This is a genomic window from Pseudoalteromonas sp. A41-2 (assembly GCF_015767615.1).
Classification (GTDB): domain Bacteria; phylum Pseudomonadota; class Gammaproteobacteria; order Enterobacterales; family Alteromonadaceae; genus Pseudoalteromonas; species Pseudoalteromonas lipolytica.
On the sequence record NZ_CP065231.1, the window covers coordinates 287,926 to 302,500 of the forward strand.

Genomic DNA, 14,575 nt, shown 5'->3' on the forward strand with positions numbered 1-14,575 from the left:
TCGGCCCTTCGTGTTGCAGCAAGTAACACATTCTTTTTTAAAGCGTAAAGTCAACTGCGTAAGCGACATACACTTTTACATCAGAGCCATCAATGTCTGTGTCAGACACGCCAAATGTAAAGCCGTCTTTTGACACAGAAACACCGTAGTCAATGATATTATCATCACCAATGAAATCGCCTGAGTAATGACCCAGATGAAGAGCCATTTCTGCACCGGTACTGCCAACTGGGAAGCTATAGTCAGCATTTAAGTATAAAGAATCTCCAAAATCTGTACCGTCACCGCTGGCTGCTGATGTAGCAAGGATTGCAGCACCAAAAGTGAAACTACCCATGCTGATGCTACCGTAGATCTCTGAAAAGTCAGCGTCAGTATAAGATGCTGCATCAGGGTAAGCATAATAAATGTAGCCAACATCGTAGCTAAATGTTTCATTGATATCACCGCCAAAACCTGCATAAAGGTCTAGCTCGTAAGTCATGTCGTCAGCCCAGCTGGCATTCGATACCCAAGTACCTGCGTAAAAGCCAGATTCACTTGCGTAATCAATACCGCCCTGAATTGCAGCATCACCCCCAGTTTGCTCTTGACCACGCCATAAATAGTTTGAAGTAGCCGCAGCGTTTGCTGTTACTTCTGCATAACTATATGTTGAGCTCAAAGTTAATAGCGCAATGGCGCTTGCTACGACCGTTTTTTTTAGTTTTAGCATGTTTCTCGTATCCTGTTGTTATGTTGATTTGCCCCATTTCAGATTGCAGTCTGGTTATTATTTGAGGACAGTTTTTATGTGTTGTCTGGATACGATGTAGCACTGGTTGTGCCAAGTTAATTCTGAAAGGGATATTTTATGTTTAACTGCTTTAAAAACAGCCTTTTAAGCGTGTTATTTTTTAAAGTTTAGATTTATTTGAATTGTTCATGCGCACACCTGTGGTGCAAAAAATAACCCGGTTGCACAATCGCGAAGCAACCAGGTTTTTCTTGTTTGATAGAGACTTAGCCAAAAATGGCACGCATTAGGCTGATTGTTTCTTCAACGCTACGTCCTTTTTCAACTTCGCTAACGATAGAGTCTCGTTTTGCTTTTATATGCTCGGGGATATCGTCACTTGCAAGCGCGCGGTCTACTAAAATCTCAGCAGACTCTTTGCCGCGACGCACGGTTTTTTTGCCTGCAGAACTGCCCGTGCTCTTCGGTTTGCTAAGCAGTTTAATGTAGTTAGAGTTATCAGCCGTGGTGTTATCGGCATAATAGAAGAAGCACGGTAGTAACGCTTTTATCTCAATAAGTGATTGTTCATGATCATTTGCTGCAGCAGCCATTTTAAACCAAGGCATGCTATGAATTGCAGTAACCACGTCTTGCCAATAACGTTCAAAATCACGGTTGTTTAATTTAGGAACTCCCAACGAAGCGCAAAGCGCATCAAGCTTACTATTTGTAATAGGCGTAAATACATCTGGGCGGCGCATTGCTAATAAGCGTGTTGCAGGCGCAAGCGTTGGTTTTTCTTCGCTGCCTGTAAAGGCCATAAAGTAAGCAACCATAAAATGTTGATAGTGTTCTTGCGTCACATCGCCTTCTAGGGGAATGTGCGCTAGGGCCTCGTCAAAAGCCGCAGGCAGGTCGCTCAGCATTTGATGAAACCCTTTGGCACTTTTGGTTGAAGCAAACCATTCAACATCAAAGTTATAGCTACTTGGGTCAAGAGAAGCCGTGTGTTTGCCTGCAAAAGCCAAGCGGTCTTCTGGAATCATTTCTTTTAAAGTTTGTGATTTAATTGCGCCAATGTAGTTAGCTAAACGTAATTGCTCATCAAGCGCAATGAGCTCTTTATGTTGCTCAATAAAGCCAGTAACAACAGGCCAAGGTGCAACGCGCAGCGTTTTCAATTGCAAGAAGCTAATGGCAGAGATCAGTAAGTCGTGAAGTTTTTTTAATGTCGGTAACTGCTTATCTTCTAATAAATCATAGTTAATACGATCGCGGCTTGCACTGAGTAGCTCATAGCACCAACCTAAAAAGTCTTCTGGGTGGTTGTCTACTTTCACGGCCATTAGGTTGAGGCTTAGCTCTGAAGATTGCTTGAGAATATTTTGATAAATTTGACTTTCTTGCTCGCTAAGCGCCATTTTTGACGGTGAAATAAGCAGTTTCTTCATGCCTTGTAGACTCTCCAGTTTGATATATTTTTTAGTCACTTTATTTTAGCTTAAATAAGCTAACAGCAACAGGGGCGTGCATCATACCGAAGAATACAGGGGATGCAATCTTGATAAGTTAAATCTGCACAAGATTGCATTTAAAGGCGTTAATCTGCTTCGTCTAGTGAAAATAATTGCTCGACAGTTGTATTAAACTGCCGGGCTATCTTTAATGCAATGATCACTGAAGGCGTAAAGCGAGACGTTTCGACCGTACTAATTGTTTTACGTGAAACAGCGATAGCATCGGCTAGCTCTTGTTGCGAAAGCCCTGCGGCTTTGCGATATTTTGCAATATGATTTTGCACTATTGCTCCTAGTCTCTACTTTGCCAAAGAATTGAGATGCCATATATTAAACTCATTTCAGCCAGGTAAAAGGTAGCCATCATGCTATGAGAAACATCTAAAGCTAACTCATCAGACAATAAATACACCGCACCCATACTAAAGAGTAAACCAAGTACAACATGTTTATAGGCAATGGTGTCAATCGTATTTAAAAACTCATCTTTATAAGTAAGGCGATATTTCATTTTCCATGTAAATCCACCTCTTATCACAAACATACAGAATGATCCCAGAAAAGCAGCACTGCCTAAAAACAACAAGGGGGCCGATGTTTGATTAAGCGCAGGGTAAACACTGATAATGAGTAGAGTGATCCCCATAAACACTGAAAACCATGCATTTTGGCTCATAAATTTCTCTTCCGTTTGGATATCTTGCTTTGACATAAATCTTCCTTTTAATTTTAATTGTAACCTCTAGGTATCAATGTAACCTTTGGGTATCATCTAGTCAACTATTTAATGTAACCTAAAGGTTTCAAAATATTTCAGCGACGATTCATATTTGTCTACCTAAGCTTGCTGAATAGCCTTTTTATTTGTTTAGCAATGATTTTCGGCTTAACACCCGCTATGATATGAACAATGTTTGCCCATTTTTAAGGATGATTATGAAAACCTTACTAAAGATTATTGGTGTCATATTCGTATTACTAATTGCCTTAGTAATCGCCGCACCGTTTCTTATCCCAACTGATGCAATCTTTAACAAAGTCTCGCAGCAAGTTGAACAAACGACGGGTCGAAGCCTCACCATTAACGGTGATAAAAAACTGTCGGTTTTCCCTTCGTTGAAGCTTGAACTGAATGATGTGCATTTTGCTAATATGCAAACGGGTTCACAAAAAGACATGGCAAGCATGCAACAGTTGGCCATTCATATTCCCTGGATGTCGCTTTTCGGTGGTGAGTTTAAACTTGATAAGTTCGTTATCAACGAGCCAACAATTTTGTTAGAAACTGATAAAAATGGCAAAGCTAACTGGCAGTTGTTTGATGGCGTAGCCGAACAACCAGAGACTGAGCAACAAAAGAGCTCAGGAGCTGTAAATTTGCCTGATAACTTTGATATTCAGTTAGGTGAAGTGGCAATTTATGGCGGAACCTTCACGTATCTAGATGGTAAAACGGGCGCAAAACAACAGATCAGTGACTTAGAGCTGGCTATTTTACTCCCATCACTGCGTAAAACATTAGAGCTTAGAGGCGGGATTACCTATATGGGGGAGCGCTTTGAACTTGATGTAACCCTTGATACACCCGTGAAAGTGATTGAAGGAGCGACTTTTAATGTTAGTACAGAGGTTGATTCACGTTTGGTGGATATGACTTTTAAAGGTGCGATTGCTGAAATGGGTCAAGATGTACAAGGTCAATTGTCTATCAGTGGTGATTCGGTTAAAAATATTGCTAATTGGCAAGGTGTGGACTTAAATGCCAAAGACAATGCTTTTAATGCCTTTAATGTTAAAGGGGCCATGCATCTACAAGGTGACAAATTCAAACTAACAGAGCTTTTGGCAACATTAGATGAATTACAAATCAAAGGTAAAAGCGACATTAATCTTGGTAATCGTTTAGCGGTCAATGCGGATATTGATTTAGGCATGCTCGACTTAAATCCGTACCTTCCAGAAGGCGTTGCAAAAGAGGCACAACCTTTACCTGCAGAAGATGCACCCGCTCAGCCTATCGTATGGGATGATACTAAAATTGATTTAAGTGGTTTAAATGCCTTGGATGCGAGTGTAGTTGTTCGCTCAAGTGGTCTAAGAGCCAAGAAGATCACACTCGGTGAGAACCAATTCACTGTAAACCTTAAAAATGCTGTAGCGAAAGTAAGCCTAGACAAATTTGTTGCTTATGAGGGCAATGGTAAAGGTGTTATTACACTCAATGCAAAGCAAGCTCCTTATACAATCTCAACTAACTTCGCTTTAGATAAAATAGATGCGCAGCCATTATTAACTGACGCAGCAGGTTTTGATAAGTTAATGGGTAAAGGTTCATTAAACTGGAATTTAACGACAACGGGTCAAAGCCAGAAAAGCTTTATTAATGCGTTGAATGGTAAATTAGCATTTGAATTTGCAGATGGGGCAGTTAAAGGCGCAAACATTGCTGAAATGGTCCGTAAAGCAAAAGAGCTAATCAAAGGTAACATAGGGGCCGTATCAGAAGGTCTTGATACAGGCTTCGATAACTCTGAGCAAACAGATTTCTCAGCGTTAACAGGCAGCTTTAATTTCACTAATGGGGTGGGTGAAAACCGTGACTTGTCATTATTAAGCCCGCTTATTCGAATTTCGGGGGCTGGTAAGGTGGATTTACCGATGACCAACGTTGATTATCGTCTCGTGACAGGCATCGTTGATTCAATTGAAGGGCAAGGTACTACAGATGACAGCACAGGCTTTAAAATTCCACTGCGTATTAAAGGCCCATTCCATGATGTGGGTTATAGCCTCGATGTGAGTGATGCGGCCAAAGAAGAAGTGAAAGAAAAAGCGAAAGATAAAATAAAAGATAAGCTTAAAGGCTTATTTGGAAATTAATAAAAATTTAATTTAATCCTTAAAGCAGGGCGCATCGGCGCCCTGTTTGTTTTATAATCAATAACAAACCAGTCAACGGTTGTAAGCCCACCTTGATATAGCGACCCTTTATTATAAATTAATTAAAAAATAACCTACCACTTCATTGCTATTGCTGATACAATTGCCCGCCCTTAAGAGACAACTCGTGTGTTTTTTGAGTGGAATTTAACCGAAATGTCTTGATTTTAAACAAAATTAAGGCGTGTTGTAATATCTACACCGGAGGTCATTAACATGATCCAAATGCAAACTCAGCTGGACGTTGCTGATAACAGCGGCGCTCGCAAAGTGCAGTGTATTAAAGTCCTTGGCGGTTCGCACCGTCGCTATGCAGCGGTTGGCGATATCATCAAAGTTTCTGTAAAAGAAGCGATTCCTCGCGGTAAAGTGAAGAAAGGTGATGTTAAAAACGCAGTAGTTGTGCGTACTAAAAAAGGCGTTCGTCGTCCGGACGGTTCTTTGATCCGTTTCGATAGCAATGCGGCTGTTATCTTAAATGATAACTTACAGCCAATTGGTACTCGTATCTTCGGCCCTGTGACTCGTGAACTTCGTACTGAAAAGTTCATGAAAATCGTTTCACTAGCACCAGAAGTACTATAAGGAGTCTATCATGGCAGCAAAAATCCGTCGTGATGACGAAGTAATCGTACTAGCCGGTAAAGACAAAGGTAAGCGCGGTAAAGTGCTTTCAGTTGTTACTGAGTCTGGTCGAGTATTTGTCGAAGGCATCAACTTAATCAAGAAGCACCAAAAGCCTGTTCCTCAGTTGAACCAAGCTGGCGGTATTGTTGAGAAAGAAGCGTCTATCGACGTATCAAACGTTGCGATCTACAACTCGGAAACGGGTAAAGCAGATCGTGTAGGTTTCAAGATTGAAGATGGTAAGAAATTACGTATCTTTAAATCTACTGGTAAAACTATCTAATAGTTGGAGTAGAATGATGGCGAAACTGCATGAAGTATATAAAGACAAAGTAGTGGCTGAACTTCAAGAGAAGTTTGGTTTCAGCTCTGTCATGCAAGTCCCTCAGATCGAAAAGATCACATTAAACATGGGTGTGGGCGAAGCTCTAGCTGACAAGAAGATCCTAGATAATGCTGTTGCAGATCTAGAAGCAATCTCTGGTCAGAAACCTCTAATCACTAAAGCACGCAAATCTGTTGCTGGCTTCAAAGTGCGTGAAGGTTACCCAATTGGTTGTAAAGTAACCCTACGTGGCGAGCGTATGTGGGACTTTTTTGAGCGTTTGGTTTCAATCGCTATCCCACGTATCCGTGACTTCCGTGGTGTAAGTGCTAAGTCTTTTGATGGACGTGGTAACTACAGCATGGGCGTACGTGAGCAAATCATCTTCCCAGAAATTGATTATGATAAAGTAGACCGTGTACGCGGTATGGATATCACTATCACTACTTCTGCGAAAACAGATGAGGAAGGCCGTGCGTTGTTAGAAGCGTTTAACTTCCCATTTAAGAAATAAGGGTAGGGTTATGGCAAAGAATTCTATGAAAGCGCGCGAAGCAAAGCGCACTAAATTAGTTGCTCAGTATGCTGAAAAGCGTGCTGCACTAAAAGCTATCATCAGTGATGTGAAAACATCTGACGATGATCGTTGGGACGCGGTATTAAAGCTACAAGCTTTACCACGTGATTCTAGCTCTTCACGTCAACGTAATCGTTGTAACGTTACGGGCCGCCCACATGGTTACCTTCGCAAATTCGGCATGAGCCGTATTAAAGTTCGCGAAGCAGCTATGCGCGGTGAAATTCCTGGCCTTAAAAAGGCTAGCTGGTAATAGTATCACGGGAGTAAGACTATGAGCTTGCAAGATCCTATTGCGGATTTGTTTACACGTATCCGTAACGGTCAGTCAGCGAAGAAAGTATCAGTAACGATGCCAACTTCAAAACTGAAAGTAGCAGTAGCTAAAGTATTAAAAGATGAAGGTTATATCGCAGATTACGCTGTAAGCGGTGAAGCGAAGCCTGAGCTAGCAATCGAATTAAAATATTTCGAAGGCAAAGCTGTTATTGAAAATATCCAGCGTGTTAGCCGCCCTGGTCTACGTATCTATAAGAAACGTGACGAATTACCTAAGGTAATGGGTGGTCTTGGTATCGCTATCGTATCAACTTCTAAAGGCCTAATGACAGACCGCGCAGCACGTAGTGCCGGCGTTGGTGGTGAGATCATTGGCTTTGTAGCTTAATCGGAGGGGAACTATGTCTCGCATAGCAAAGGCACCAATCAATGTTCCTGCCGGTGTAGAAGTTACATTAAAAGGCCAGGACATCACAGTTAAAGGCAAAAACGGTGAATTAACTCGCACTATCAACGATGCTGTTGAAGTACAAGTTAACGACAACGTTATTACAACTTTACCTCGTGAAGGCGTAGTCAATGCATGGGCTCAAGCAGGTACTGCTCGCGCTCTAATCAACAATATGATTGTTGGTACGCATGAAGGTTACGAGAAGAAGCTTCAGTTAGTAGGTGTTGGTTACCGTGCAGCGGCTAAGGGCAAAGTTTTAGACTTAACTCTTGGTTTCTCACACCCAGTGAATTTCGAAGTACCTGAAGGTATTACGATTGAAACACCAAGCCAAACAGAAGTTCTAGTTAAGGGCGTAGACAAGCAGTTAGTTGGTCAAACAGCTGCTAACATCCGTGCATACCGTAAACCTGAGCCTTATAAAGGTAAAGGTGTTCGTTACGCGGACGAGAATGTACGCCGTAAAGAGGCTAAGAAGAAGTAAGGTAAGACGATGGATAAAAAAACAGCTCGTCTACGTCGTGCTAAGCGCACTCGTAGAAATTACATTGAACAAGGCACAACGCGTCTTGTTATCCACCGCACGCCACGTCACATTTACGCTCAAGTAGTTACTGCTGAGGGTACTGTACTGGCTGCTGCTTCTACTGTTGAAAAAGCAATTAGCGAAACAGTTAAAGGCACAGGTAACGTAGCAGCTGCTCAAGCAGTTGGTAAAGCGGTTGCTGAACGTGCAGCTGACAAAGGCATCGAAAAGATTGCTTTTGATCGCAGTGGCTTTAAATATCACGGCCGTGTGAAGGCGCTTGCTGATGCAGCGCGTGAAGCCGGTTTGCAATTCTAGGAGTAGACAATGGCTAACGTAGAAGCAAAGCAACAACAGCCTGATTTGGCTGAAAAGCTAATCGCGGTAAACCGTGTGTCTAAAGTGGTTAAAGGTGGTCGTATCTTTAGCTTCACTGCACTAACTGTAGTTGGTGACGGCGCAGGTAAAGTAGGTTTCGGTTATGGTAAAGCACGTGAAGTTCCAGCTGCTATTCAAAAAGCAATGGAAAAAGCACGTCGTAACATGATCAGTGTAGACCTAAACGGTAACACGCTACAGCACCCAATCAAGGGTCGCCACGCGGGTTCTAAAGTATACATGCAGCCTGCTTCAGAAGGTACAGGTATCATCGCCGGTGGTGCGATGCGTGCAGTACTAGAAGTAACTGGTGTACAGAACGTATTGTCAAAAGCATACGGTTCAACTAACCCGATCAATATCGTTCGTGCAACGATTGCAGCTCTAGAGAACATGAACTCTCCAGAGTCAATCGCTGCTAAACGTGGTCTTAGCGTAGACGAAATCACGGGGTAAACCATGGCTAATAAAACTGTTAAAGTAACACAAGTAAAGAGCTCTATCGGTCGTTTACCGAAGCATAAAGCTACATTACGCGGTCTTGGTTTACGTCGTATCAATCACACTGTTGAGTTAGAAGACACAGCATGTGTGCGTGGTATGATTAACCAAGTTTCTTACATGGTAAAGGTTGAGGGTTAATTCGATGCGTTTGAATACACTTTCACCTGCTGCTGGTGCAAAAACTGAAAAGAAACGTCTAGGTCGTGGTATTGGTTCTGGTCTTGGTAAGACTGGTGGCCGTGGTCATAAAGGCCAAAAATCACGTTCTGGCGGTAAAGTACGCGTTGGTTTTGAAGGCGGTCAAATGCCTATGCAACGTCGTCTACCTAAATTTGGTTTCACTTCACGTAAATCATTAGTATCTACTGAAGTAAACCTTTTTGAAATCGCTAAAGTTGAAGGCGATGTAGTAGACGTAAACGCGTTACAAGCAGCTGGTCTAGTTAAAAAGAACATCCAGTTCGTTAAAGTAGTAAAATCTGGCGAAGTTTCACGCGCAGTTACCGTTAAAGGTCTTAAAGTGACCAAAGGTGCTCGCGAAGCTATCGAAGCTGCCGGAGGCAAGGTAGAAGACTAAGGAAGTACTAATGGCTAAACCAGGTCAAGATATGAAAAGTGCACAAAGTGGGCTTTCGGAATTGAAGCGTCGATTACTATTTGTATTAGGTGCTATCATTATTTACCGTCTAGGTTCATTCGTGCCGATCCCTGGGATTGACGCCGCTGTACTTGCCGATTTCTTCGAGCAACAAAAGGGCACCATTGTTGAAATGTTTAACATGTTCAGCGGTGGTGCGCTTGAGCGCGCTTCAGTGTTGGCACTGGGTATTATGCCGTATATCTCGGCTTCGATTATTACGCAACTATTAACGCATATGTATCCGCCGTTTATAGAGCTTAAGAAAGAAGGCGAGCAAGGGCGTAAGAAAATCAGCCAGTATACACGCTATGGCACGCTTGTGCTTGCTACTATCCAATCAATCGGTATTGCCACAAGCTTACCGGGTATGATGGACGGGTTAGTTGTTAACCCTGGTATCGGTTTCTACTTCACTGCTGTAGTGAGTTTAGTTACCGGTACTATGTTCCTTATGTGGTTGGGCGAGCAAATTACAGAACGCGGTATCGGTAACGGTATTTCAGTTCTGATTTTTGTTGGTATCGTAGCAAACCTGCCGTCTGCTATTGGTTCGACAGCCGAAATGGCGCGCCAAGGTGATCTGAATGTACTTGTACTGTTATTGATTGCTGTAATCGTATTCGCTGTTACTTACCTCGTTGTATTCTTCGAGCGTGGTCAACGTCGTATCGTCGTTAACTATGCTAAGCGTCAACAAGGTCGTCAGGTATTTGCTGCTCAAAGCACGCACTTACCGCTGAAAGTAAACATGGCGGGTGTTATTCCACCAATCTTTGCTAGCAGTATAATTCTGTTCCCTGGTACAATTGCAAGCTGGTTCGGCCAGGGTGAAGGTCCGGTCGCTGATGTGCTACAAGCAATCGCTACAACATTGACTCCAGGTCAACCGTTATATGCGATGGTTTTAGCTGCGGCTATTATCTTCTTCTGCTTTTTCTACACCGCGTTGGTATTTAACCCGCGTGAAACAGCAGATAACCTGAAAAAATCTGGCGCATTTATCCCAGGTATTCGTCCAGGTGAGCAGACATCTAAATACATTGATAAAGTGATGACACGCCTGACATTGGCAGGTGCTTTGTATATAACCTTTATCTGTCTGGTGCCCGAATTCATGACTATGGCATGGCAAACGCCATTCTATTTCGGCGGTACATCAATTTTGATTATCGTTGTTGTAATCATGGACTTTATGGCACAAGTACAGACGCATCTGATGTCACATCAGTATGATTCTGTGCTGAAAAAAGCAAACCTTAAAGGCTACGGCCGATAAGGTCAGTTTACGGAGTTGAGCAATGAAAGTACGTGCTTCCGTTAAGAAAATATGCCGTAACTGTAAAGTTATTAAACGTGCTGGTGTAGTACGCGTAATTTGCAGTGAGCCTAAGCATAAGCAAAGGCAAGGCTAATTAAACAGTCGTGCAGGCTGAGTTATTTACTCGGCCTGTGTTTTTAGTTGTGATTTGGTCTTCGTTTGAGTATCCTTACGGGCTTTTCAAACAGATGATAACCAAATTCAAATATAGGAGATGTGTTAGTGGCCCGTATCGCTGGCATTAACGTCCCTGATCATAAACATGCAGTTATCGGTTTAACTGCTATTTATGGCATAGGTAAGACTCGCTCTAAGGCTATCTTAGCAGCGACTGGTATCGCCGAGACCACAAAAATCGGTGAGCTTTCAGACGAAACACTTGACGTATTGCGTGAAGCAGTTGGCAAGTACACTGTAGAAGGTGACCTTCGTCGTGAAGTTACATTAAATATCAAGCGCCTTATGGACCTTGGTTGTTTCCGTGGCCTACGTCACCGTCGTTCGTTACCACTACGTGGTCAACGTACTAAGACTAACGCGCGTACTCGTAAGGGTCCTCGCAAGCCTATCAAGAAATAAGGTGGGGTAGATTATGGCTAAAGCACCAATTCGTCGTAAGAAGGTTAAAAAGCAAGTTGCTGATGGTATGGCTCATGTTCATGCTTCTTTCAACAACACTATTGTAACAATTACCGACCGTCAAGGTAATGCACTATCATGGGCTACTGCCGGTGGTTCAGGTTTCCGTGGTTCACGTAAATCTACTCCATTTGCTGCTCAGGTTGCTGCAGAGCGTGCAGGTACTGCTGCTCAAGAATACGGTTTAAAAAATCTAGAAGTTTTCATTAAAGGTCCAGGTCCAGGTCGTGAATCTGCTGTACGTGCTTTGAATGCTGCTGGTTACCGTATCACCAACATCACTGACGTGACGCCAATCCCTCATAATGGTTGTCGTCCACCGAAGAAACGTCGCGTTTAACAATAGGTTAGGAGAAATAACATGGCAAGATATTTGGGCCCTAAGCTCAAGCTGAGTCGTCGTGAAGGTACTGACCTGTTCCTTAAGAGCGGCGTAAGAGCTATCGACTCTAAGTGTAAACTTGAGACTGCACCTGGTCAGCACGGCGCTCGTAAAGGTCGCTTATCTGATTACGGTTTACAGTTACGTGAAAAGCAAAAAGTACGTCGTATCTACGGTGTATTAGAAAAGCAATTCCGTAACTACTACAAAGAAGCTGCTCGCCTTAAAGGTAATACAGGTGAAAACTTGTTACAGCTTTTAGAGCAACGTTTAGACAATGTTGTATATCGCATGGGTTTTGCTAGCACACGTGCAGAAGCACGTCAGTTAGTTAGCCACAAAGCGATCTTAGTTAATGGTCGTGTTGTGAATATTCCTTCATACGTAATTACACCAGAAGATACTGTTGTAATTCGTGAGAAGTCTAAAACACAAGCACGTATCATCGCTGCTCTAGAGTTGGCTGAGCAACGTGAAAAGCCGACTTGGGTTGAAGTTGACGGTAAGAAAATGGAAGGTAGCTTCAAGCGCCTACCTGAGCGTTCAGATCTGTCTGCGGACATTAACGAACAACTAATCGTCGAACTTTACTCTAAGTAAAGTTAAGAGTTAAGAGAGGATAAAATGCAGGGTTCTGTTACCGAATTCCTAAAACCAAGGTTAGTCGATATCGACGCTATCAACCCAACGCGTTCTAAAGTAGTTTTAGAACCATTAGAGCGTGGCTTCGGTCATACTCTGGGTAATGCCTTACGCCGTATACTGTTATCATCTATGCCTGGATGTGCAGTAACTGAAGTAGAAATCGACGGTGTATTGCATGAGTACAGCGCGAAAGAGGGCGTACAAGAAGACATCATTGAAATTCTGTTAAACCTTAAAGGTCTAGCAGTAACTTTAGAAGGCAAAGATGAAGTTTTTCTGACCCTGACTAAATCTGGTGTAGGCCCTGTGACTGCGGCTGATATTCAGCACGATGGTGATGTAACTATCGCCAACCCAGATCACGTTATCTGTCACTTAACGACAGATAGCAGCGAGATCAGCATGCGTATTCGTGTTGAGCGCGGTCGCGGTTATGTGCCGGCATCTAGTCGTTTATCCTCTGATGACGATGAGCGTCCAATTGGTCGATTGCTGCTTGATGCATCATTCAGCCCAGTTGAACGTATTGCGTACTCGGTTGAATCAGCCCGTGTTGAGCAACGTACAGACTTAGACAAGTTAATCATTGATATGGAAACGAACGGCACTTTAGATCCTGAAGAAGCGATCCGCCGTGCGTCTACTATCTTAGCTGAGCAATTAGATGCATTCGTAGATTTACGTGATGTAACTGAGCCAGAAGAGAAAGAAGAGAAGCCAGAATTCGATCCTATTCTACTTCGTCCAGTTGATGATCTTGAACTAACAGTACGTTCAGCAAACTGTTTGAAAGCCGAGCAAATTCAATATATCGGTGATTTAGTTCAGCGCACTGAAGTTGAGCTTCTTAAAACGCCTAACTTAGGTAAGAAGTCTCTAACTGAAATTAAAGACGTGCTAGCTTCACGTGGTCTATCTCTAGGTATGCGCCTAGAAAATTGGCCGCCTGCAAGCCTAGCTGAATAATCTAAATCACTATATTAGTTTAGTTAGAAGGATAGGGTCATGCGCCATCGTAAGAGTGGTCGTCAATTAAACCGTAACAGCAGCCATCGCAAAGCGATGTTCAGCAACATGGCTGGTTCTTTGGTGAAACATGAAATCATCAAAACAACTTTGCCTAAAGCGAAAGAGTTGCGCCGTGTAATTGAACCTTTAATCACACTGGCTAAGACTGACAGTGTAGCAAACCGCCGTTTAGCGTTTGCTCGCACGCGTGATAATGAAGTAGTTGGCAAATTGTTCAGCGAAATCGGTCCTCGTAATACAGACCGTCCAGGTGGTTACACTCGTATTCTTAAGTGTGGCTTCCGTGCTGGTGACAATGCACCAATGGCTTATATTGAACTAGTTGGTCGCCCAGCGACAAACGAAGAAGTTCAAGAAGACGCACAGTCTGCAGAGTAAGTCGTAAAGACACCAAAAAGCCGAGCTTATGCTCGGCTTTTTACTTTCTTGGTATGCGATCTATTGCCATCTAATTTCTCAGTAAATTGTGGTCAGGTATCTTATAAACAGCAGCCCCCTCTTTTTTAGGCACGTTTCGTCCACTCTATTCTTTTCACCAGCAGATTGTTTTCGACAGTTAGCTCTTTTAGACATTCGATAACGCTTACCATTTATTATTAATAGCCACATTTCTGCTTGGTACTTATTTTAATCCGCAATAATACTTAATCATTTTGAGTCATTAAACCAGTCGCTAGCTGCGTTAAAAATGTCTGATTTACGACTGCATAGATGCAGGAGGTAGAGCAATGCAGGAGCAATTGCCGAGAACACCTCAATAACGACATTTTTTTGCCTTGTTATTAACGCGGTTTTATTGCCTCAAAGTAGACCACTTAATTAAGCACAATGGTATAAAAATGAGATCAAGGCGAGTAATGAATCTTTACCATTAGAACAATCATCGGCTTTAAAGTTTAGTCTGTTTAATGGTCTTATTTATAGAGCGTTGAGCTCGCTAAGTCGTATTACAACGATCAGTAAATAGCAGAAGCTCATGGTAGTGAATAGATTAGTTTTGATGAACTTATCATTGTCGATACTTATAACGATATAGAACGTGTAACTACATCGAACACGTAACTAAATCGAACATACGCA

22 protein-coding genes are annotated in these 14,575 nt (G+C 42.6%); 18 read left to right on the forward strand and 4 right to left on the reverse strand.

Going from position 1 to position 14,575, the window contains the following annotated elements:
• Window positions 1–37: 37 nt before the first annotated feature.
• From IT970_RS01385 to IT970_RS01400, 4 genes are all read right to left on the reverse strand, one after another.
• Window positions 38–715, reverse strand: a complete 678-nt coding sequence (locus IT970_RS01385) for a TorF family putative porin (RefSeq protein WP_036974042.1) — start codon at window positions 713–715, stop codon at window positions 38–40.
• A gap of 287 nt (window positions 716–1,002) precedes the next feature.
• On the reverse strand, window positions 1,003–2,169 hold the full coding sequence (locus IT970_RS01390; protein ID WP_036974040.1) for a hypothetical protein: 1,167 nt from the start codon (window positions 2,167–2,169) through the stop codon (window positions 1,003–1,005).
• Window positions 2,170–2,318: 149 nt separating this feature from the next.
• Entirely contained in the window at window positions 2,319–2,519 is a 201-nt protein-coding gene (locus IT970_RS01395) for a helix-turn-helix transcriptional regulator (RefSeq protein ID WP_036974038.1), read from the reverse strand.
• Between the two features lie 8 nt (window positions 2,520–2,527).
• Window positions 2,528–2,947 carry a hypothetical protein gene (locus tag IT970_RS01400; protein WP_036974036.1) on the reverse strand — a complete coding sequence of 140 codons (420 nt, stop codon included), beginning with the start codon at window positions 2,945–2,947 and terminating at the stop codon, window positions 2,528–2,530.
• 224 nt (window positions 2,948–3,171) lie between these two features.
• On the opposite strand from IT970_RS01400, the gene IT970_RS01405 reads away from it, so the two are divergent.
• The 18 genes from IT970_RS01405 to rplQ all read left to right on the forward strand — a co-directional run bounded on the left by IT970_RS01405 (window position 3,172) and on the right by rplQ (window position 13,873).
• Window positions 3,172–5,115: an AsmA family protein gene (locus IT970_RS01405; protein WP_118843939.1), complete on the forward strand. Its 1,944-nt coding sequence runs from the start codon at window positions 3,172–3,174 to the stop codon at window positions 5,113–5,115.
• Between the two features lie 276 nt (window positions 5,116–5,391).
• Window positions 5,392–5,760 (forward strand): 50S ribosomal protein L14, encoded by a 369-nt coding sequence (rplN, locus tag IT970_RS01410; protein WP_010378257.1) that lies wholly within the window; start codon window positions 5,392–5,394, stop codon window positions 5,758–5,760.
• Between the two features lie 10 nt (window positions 5,761–5,770).
• Window positions 5,771–6,085, forward strand: a complete 315-nt coding sequence (gene rplX, locus IT970_RS01415) for a 50S ribosomal protein L24 (RefSeq protein WP_036974032.1) — start codon at window positions 5,771–5,773, stop codon at window positions 6,083–6,085.
• 16 nt (window positions 6,086–6,101) lie between these two features.
• Window positions 6,102–6,641, forward strand: coding sequence for a 50S ribosomal protein L5 (rplE, locus tag IT970_RS01420; protein WP_036974030.1), 540 nt, complete (start codon window positions 6,102–6,104; stop codon window positions 6,639–6,641).
• 10 nt (window positions 6,642–6,651) lie between these two features.
• Window positions 6,652–6,957, forward strand: coding sequence for a 30S ribosomal protein S14 (gene rpsN, locus IT970_RS01425; RefSeq protein ID WP_036974028.1), 306 nt, complete (start codon window positions 6,652–6,654; stop codon window positions 6,955–6,957).
• Window positions 6,958–6,978: 21 nt separating this feature from the next.
• Complete coding sequence (rpsH, locus tag IT970_RS01430) at window positions 6,979–7,371, forward strand: 30S ribosomal protein S8 (RefSeq protein WP_036974026.1); 393 nt, start codon at window positions 6,979–6,981, stop codon at window positions 7,369–7,371.
• A 13-nt stretch (window positions 7,372–7,384) separates the two neighbouring features.
• Window positions 7,385–7,918 carry a 50S ribosomal protein L6 gene (rplF, locus tag IT970_RS01435; RefSeq protein WP_036974024.1) on the forward strand — a complete coding sequence of 178 codons (534 nt, stop codon included), beginning with the start codon at window positions 7,385–7,387 and terminating at the stop codon, window positions 7,916–7,918.
• Window positions 7,919–7,927: 9 nt separating this feature from the next.
• On the forward strand, window positions 7,928–8,278 hold the full coding sequence (rplR, locus tag IT970_RS01440; protein ID WP_036974021.1) for a 50S ribosomal protein L18: 351 nt from the start codon (window positions 7,928–7,930) through the stop codon (window positions 8,276–8,278).
• A 9-nt stretch (window positions 8,279–8,287) separates the two neighbouring features.
• The gene (rpsE, locus tag IT970_RS01445) at window positions 8,288–8,794 is read left to right on the forward strand and encodes a 30S ribosomal protein S5 (protein WP_036974018.1); all 507 of its coding nucleotides are present in this window, start codon (window positions 8,288–8,290) and stop codon (window positions 8,792–8,794) included.
• A gap of 3 nt (window positions 8,795–8,797) precedes the next feature.
• Window positions 8,798–8,980, forward strand: a complete 183-nt coding sequence (gene rpmD / locus IT970_RS01450; protein WP_016710201.1) for a 50S ribosomal protein L30 — start codon at window positions 8,798–8,800, stop codon at window positions 8,978–8,980.
• Window positions 8,981–8,984: 4 nt separating this feature from the next.
• On the forward strand, window positions 8,985–9,419 hold the full coding sequence (gene rplO, locus IT970_RS01455) for a 50S ribosomal protein L15 (protein WP_036974015.1): 435 nt from the start codon (window positions 8,985–8,987) through the stop codon (window positions 9,417–9,419).
• Window positions 9,420–9,429: 10 nt separating this feature from the next.
• A complete protein-coding gene (gene secY, locus IT970_RS01460; protein ID WP_036974013.1) occupies window positions 9,430–10,758 on the forward strand; it encodes a preprotein translocase subunit SecY in 1,329 nt (442 codons plus the stop codon).
• A gap of 22 nt (window positions 10,759–10,780) precedes the next feature.
• Entirely contained in the window at window positions 10,781–10,894 is a 114-nt protein-coding gene (rpmJ, locus tag IT970_RS01465; RefSeq protein ID WP_002959476.1) for a 50S ribosomal protein L36, read from the forward strand.
• Between the two features lie 128 nt (window positions 10,895–11,022).
• Complete coding sequence (gene rpsM, locus IT970_RS01470) at window positions 11,023–11,379, forward strand: 30S ribosomal protein S13 (RefSeq protein ID WP_036974011.1); 357 nt, start codon at window positions 11,023–11,025, stop codon at window positions 11,377–11,379.
• 13 nt (window positions 11,380–11,392) lie between these two features.
• Entirely contained in the window at window positions 11,393–11,779 is a 387-nt protein-coding gene (gene rpsK, locus IT970_RS01475; protein WP_036974009.1) for a 30S ribosomal protein S11, read from the forward strand.
• A 21-nt stretch (window positions 11,780–11,800) separates the two neighbouring features.
• On the forward strand, window positions 11,801–12,421 hold the full coding sequence (rpsD, locus tag IT970_RS01480) for a 30S ribosomal protein S4 (protein ID WP_036974007.1): 621 nt from the start codon (window positions 11,801–11,803) through the stop codon (window positions 12,419–12,421).
• A 24-nt stretch (window positions 12,422–12,445) separates the two neighbouring features.
• Window positions 12,446–13,432 (forward strand): DNA-directed RNA polymerase subunit alpha, encoded by a 987-nt coding sequence (locus tag IT970_RS01485; RefSeq protein ID WP_004589198.1) that lies wholly within the window; start codon window positions 12,446–12,448, stop codon window positions 13,430–13,432.
• Window positions 13,433–13,471: 39 nt separating this feature from the next.
• Window positions 13,472–13,873 (forward strand): 50S ribosomal protein L17, encoded by a 402-nt coding sequence (gene rplQ / locus IT970_RS01490; RefSeq protein ID WP_004589197.1) that lies wholly within the window; start codon window positions 13,472–13,474, stop codon window positions 13,871–13,873.
• The last annotated feature ends 702 nt before the right edge of the window (window positions 13,874–14,575 follow it).

What these genes read in the sequence shown, in the direction of transcription:
- IT970_RS01385 (WP_036974042.1), bottom strand. Translation starts at nt 715, where the DNA reads ATGCTAAAACTAAAAAAAACGGTCGTAGCAAGCGCCATTGCGCTATTA.
- IT970_RS01390 (WP_036974040.1), bottom strand. Translation starts at nt 2,169, where the DNA reads ATGAAGAAACTGCTTATTTCACCGTCAAAAATGGCGCTTAGCGAGCAA.
- IT970_RS01400 (WP_036974036.1), bottom strand. Translation starts at nt 2,947, where the DNA reads ATGTCAAAGCAAGATATCCAAACGGAAGAGAAATTTATGAGCCAAAAT.
- IT970_RS01405 (WP_118843939.1), top strand. Translation starts at nt 3,172, where the DNA reads ATGAAAACCTTACTAAAGATTATTGGTGTCATATTCGTATTACTAATT.
- rplN (WP_010378257.1), top strand. Translation starts at nt 5,392, where the DNA reads ATGATCCAAATGCAAACTCAGCTGGACGTTGCTGATAACAGCGGCGCT.
- rplX (WP_036974032.1), top strand. Translation starts at nt 5,771, where the DNA reads ATGGCAGCAAAAATCCGTCGTGATGACGAAGTAATCGTACTAGCCGGT.
- rplE (WP_036974030.1), top strand. Translation starts at nt 6,102, where the DNA reads ATGGCGAAACTGCATGAAGTATATAAAGACAAAGTAGTGGCTGAACTT.
- rpsN (WP_036974028.1), top strand. Translation starts at nt 6,652, where the DNA reads ATGGCAAAGAATTCTATGAAAGCGCGCGAAGCAAAGCGCACTAAATTA.
- rpsH (WP_036974026.1), top strand. Translation starts at nt 6,979, where the DNA reads ATGAGCTTGCAAGATCCTATTGCGGATTTGTTTACACGTATCCGTAAC.
- rplF (WP_036974024.1), top strand. Translation starts at nt 7,385, where the DNA reads ATGTCTCGCATAGCAAAGGCACCAATCAATGTTCCTGCCGGTGTAGAA.
- rplR (WP_036974021.1), top strand. Translation starts at nt 7,928, where the DNA reads ATGGATAAAAAAACAGCTCGTCTACGTCGTGCTAAGCGCACTCGTAGA.
- rpsE (WP_036974018.1), top strand. Translation starts at nt 8,288, where the DNA reads ATGGCTAACGTAGAAGCAAAGCAACAACAGCCTGATTTGGCTGAAAAG.
- rpmD (WP_016710201.1), top strand. Translation starts at nt 8,798, where the DNA reads ATGGCTAATAAAACTGTTAAAGTAACACAAGTAAAGAGCTCTATCGGT.
- rplO (WP_036974015.1), top strand. Translation starts at nt 8,985, where the DNA reads ATGCGTTTGAATACACTTTCACCTGCTGCTGGTGCAAAAACTGAAAAG.
- secY (WP_036974013.1), top strand. Translation starts at nt 9,430, where the DNA reads ATGGCTAAACCAGGTCAAGATATGAAAAGTGCACAAAGTGGGCTTTCG.
- rpmJ (WP_002959476.1), top strand. Translation starts at nt 10,781, where the DNA reads ATGAAAGTACGTGCTTCCGTTAAGAAAATATGCCGTAACTGTAAAGTT.
- rpsK (WP_036974009.1), top strand. Translation starts at nt 11,393, where the DNA reads ATGGCTAAAGCACCAATTCGTCGTAAGAAGGTTAAAAAGCAAGTTGCT.
- rpsD (WP_036974007.1), top strand. Translation starts at nt 11,801, where the DNA reads ATGGCAAGATATTTGGGCCCTAAGCTCAAGCTGAGTCGTCGTGAAGGT.
- IT970_RS01485 (WP_004589198.1), top strand. Translation starts at nt 12,446, where the DNA reads ATGCAGGGTTCTGTTACCGAATTCCTAAAACCAAGGTTAGTCGATATC.
- rplQ (WP_004589197.1), top strand. Translation starts at nt 13,472, where the DNA reads ATGCGCCATCGTAAGAGTGGTCGTCAATTAAACCGTAACAGCAGCCAT.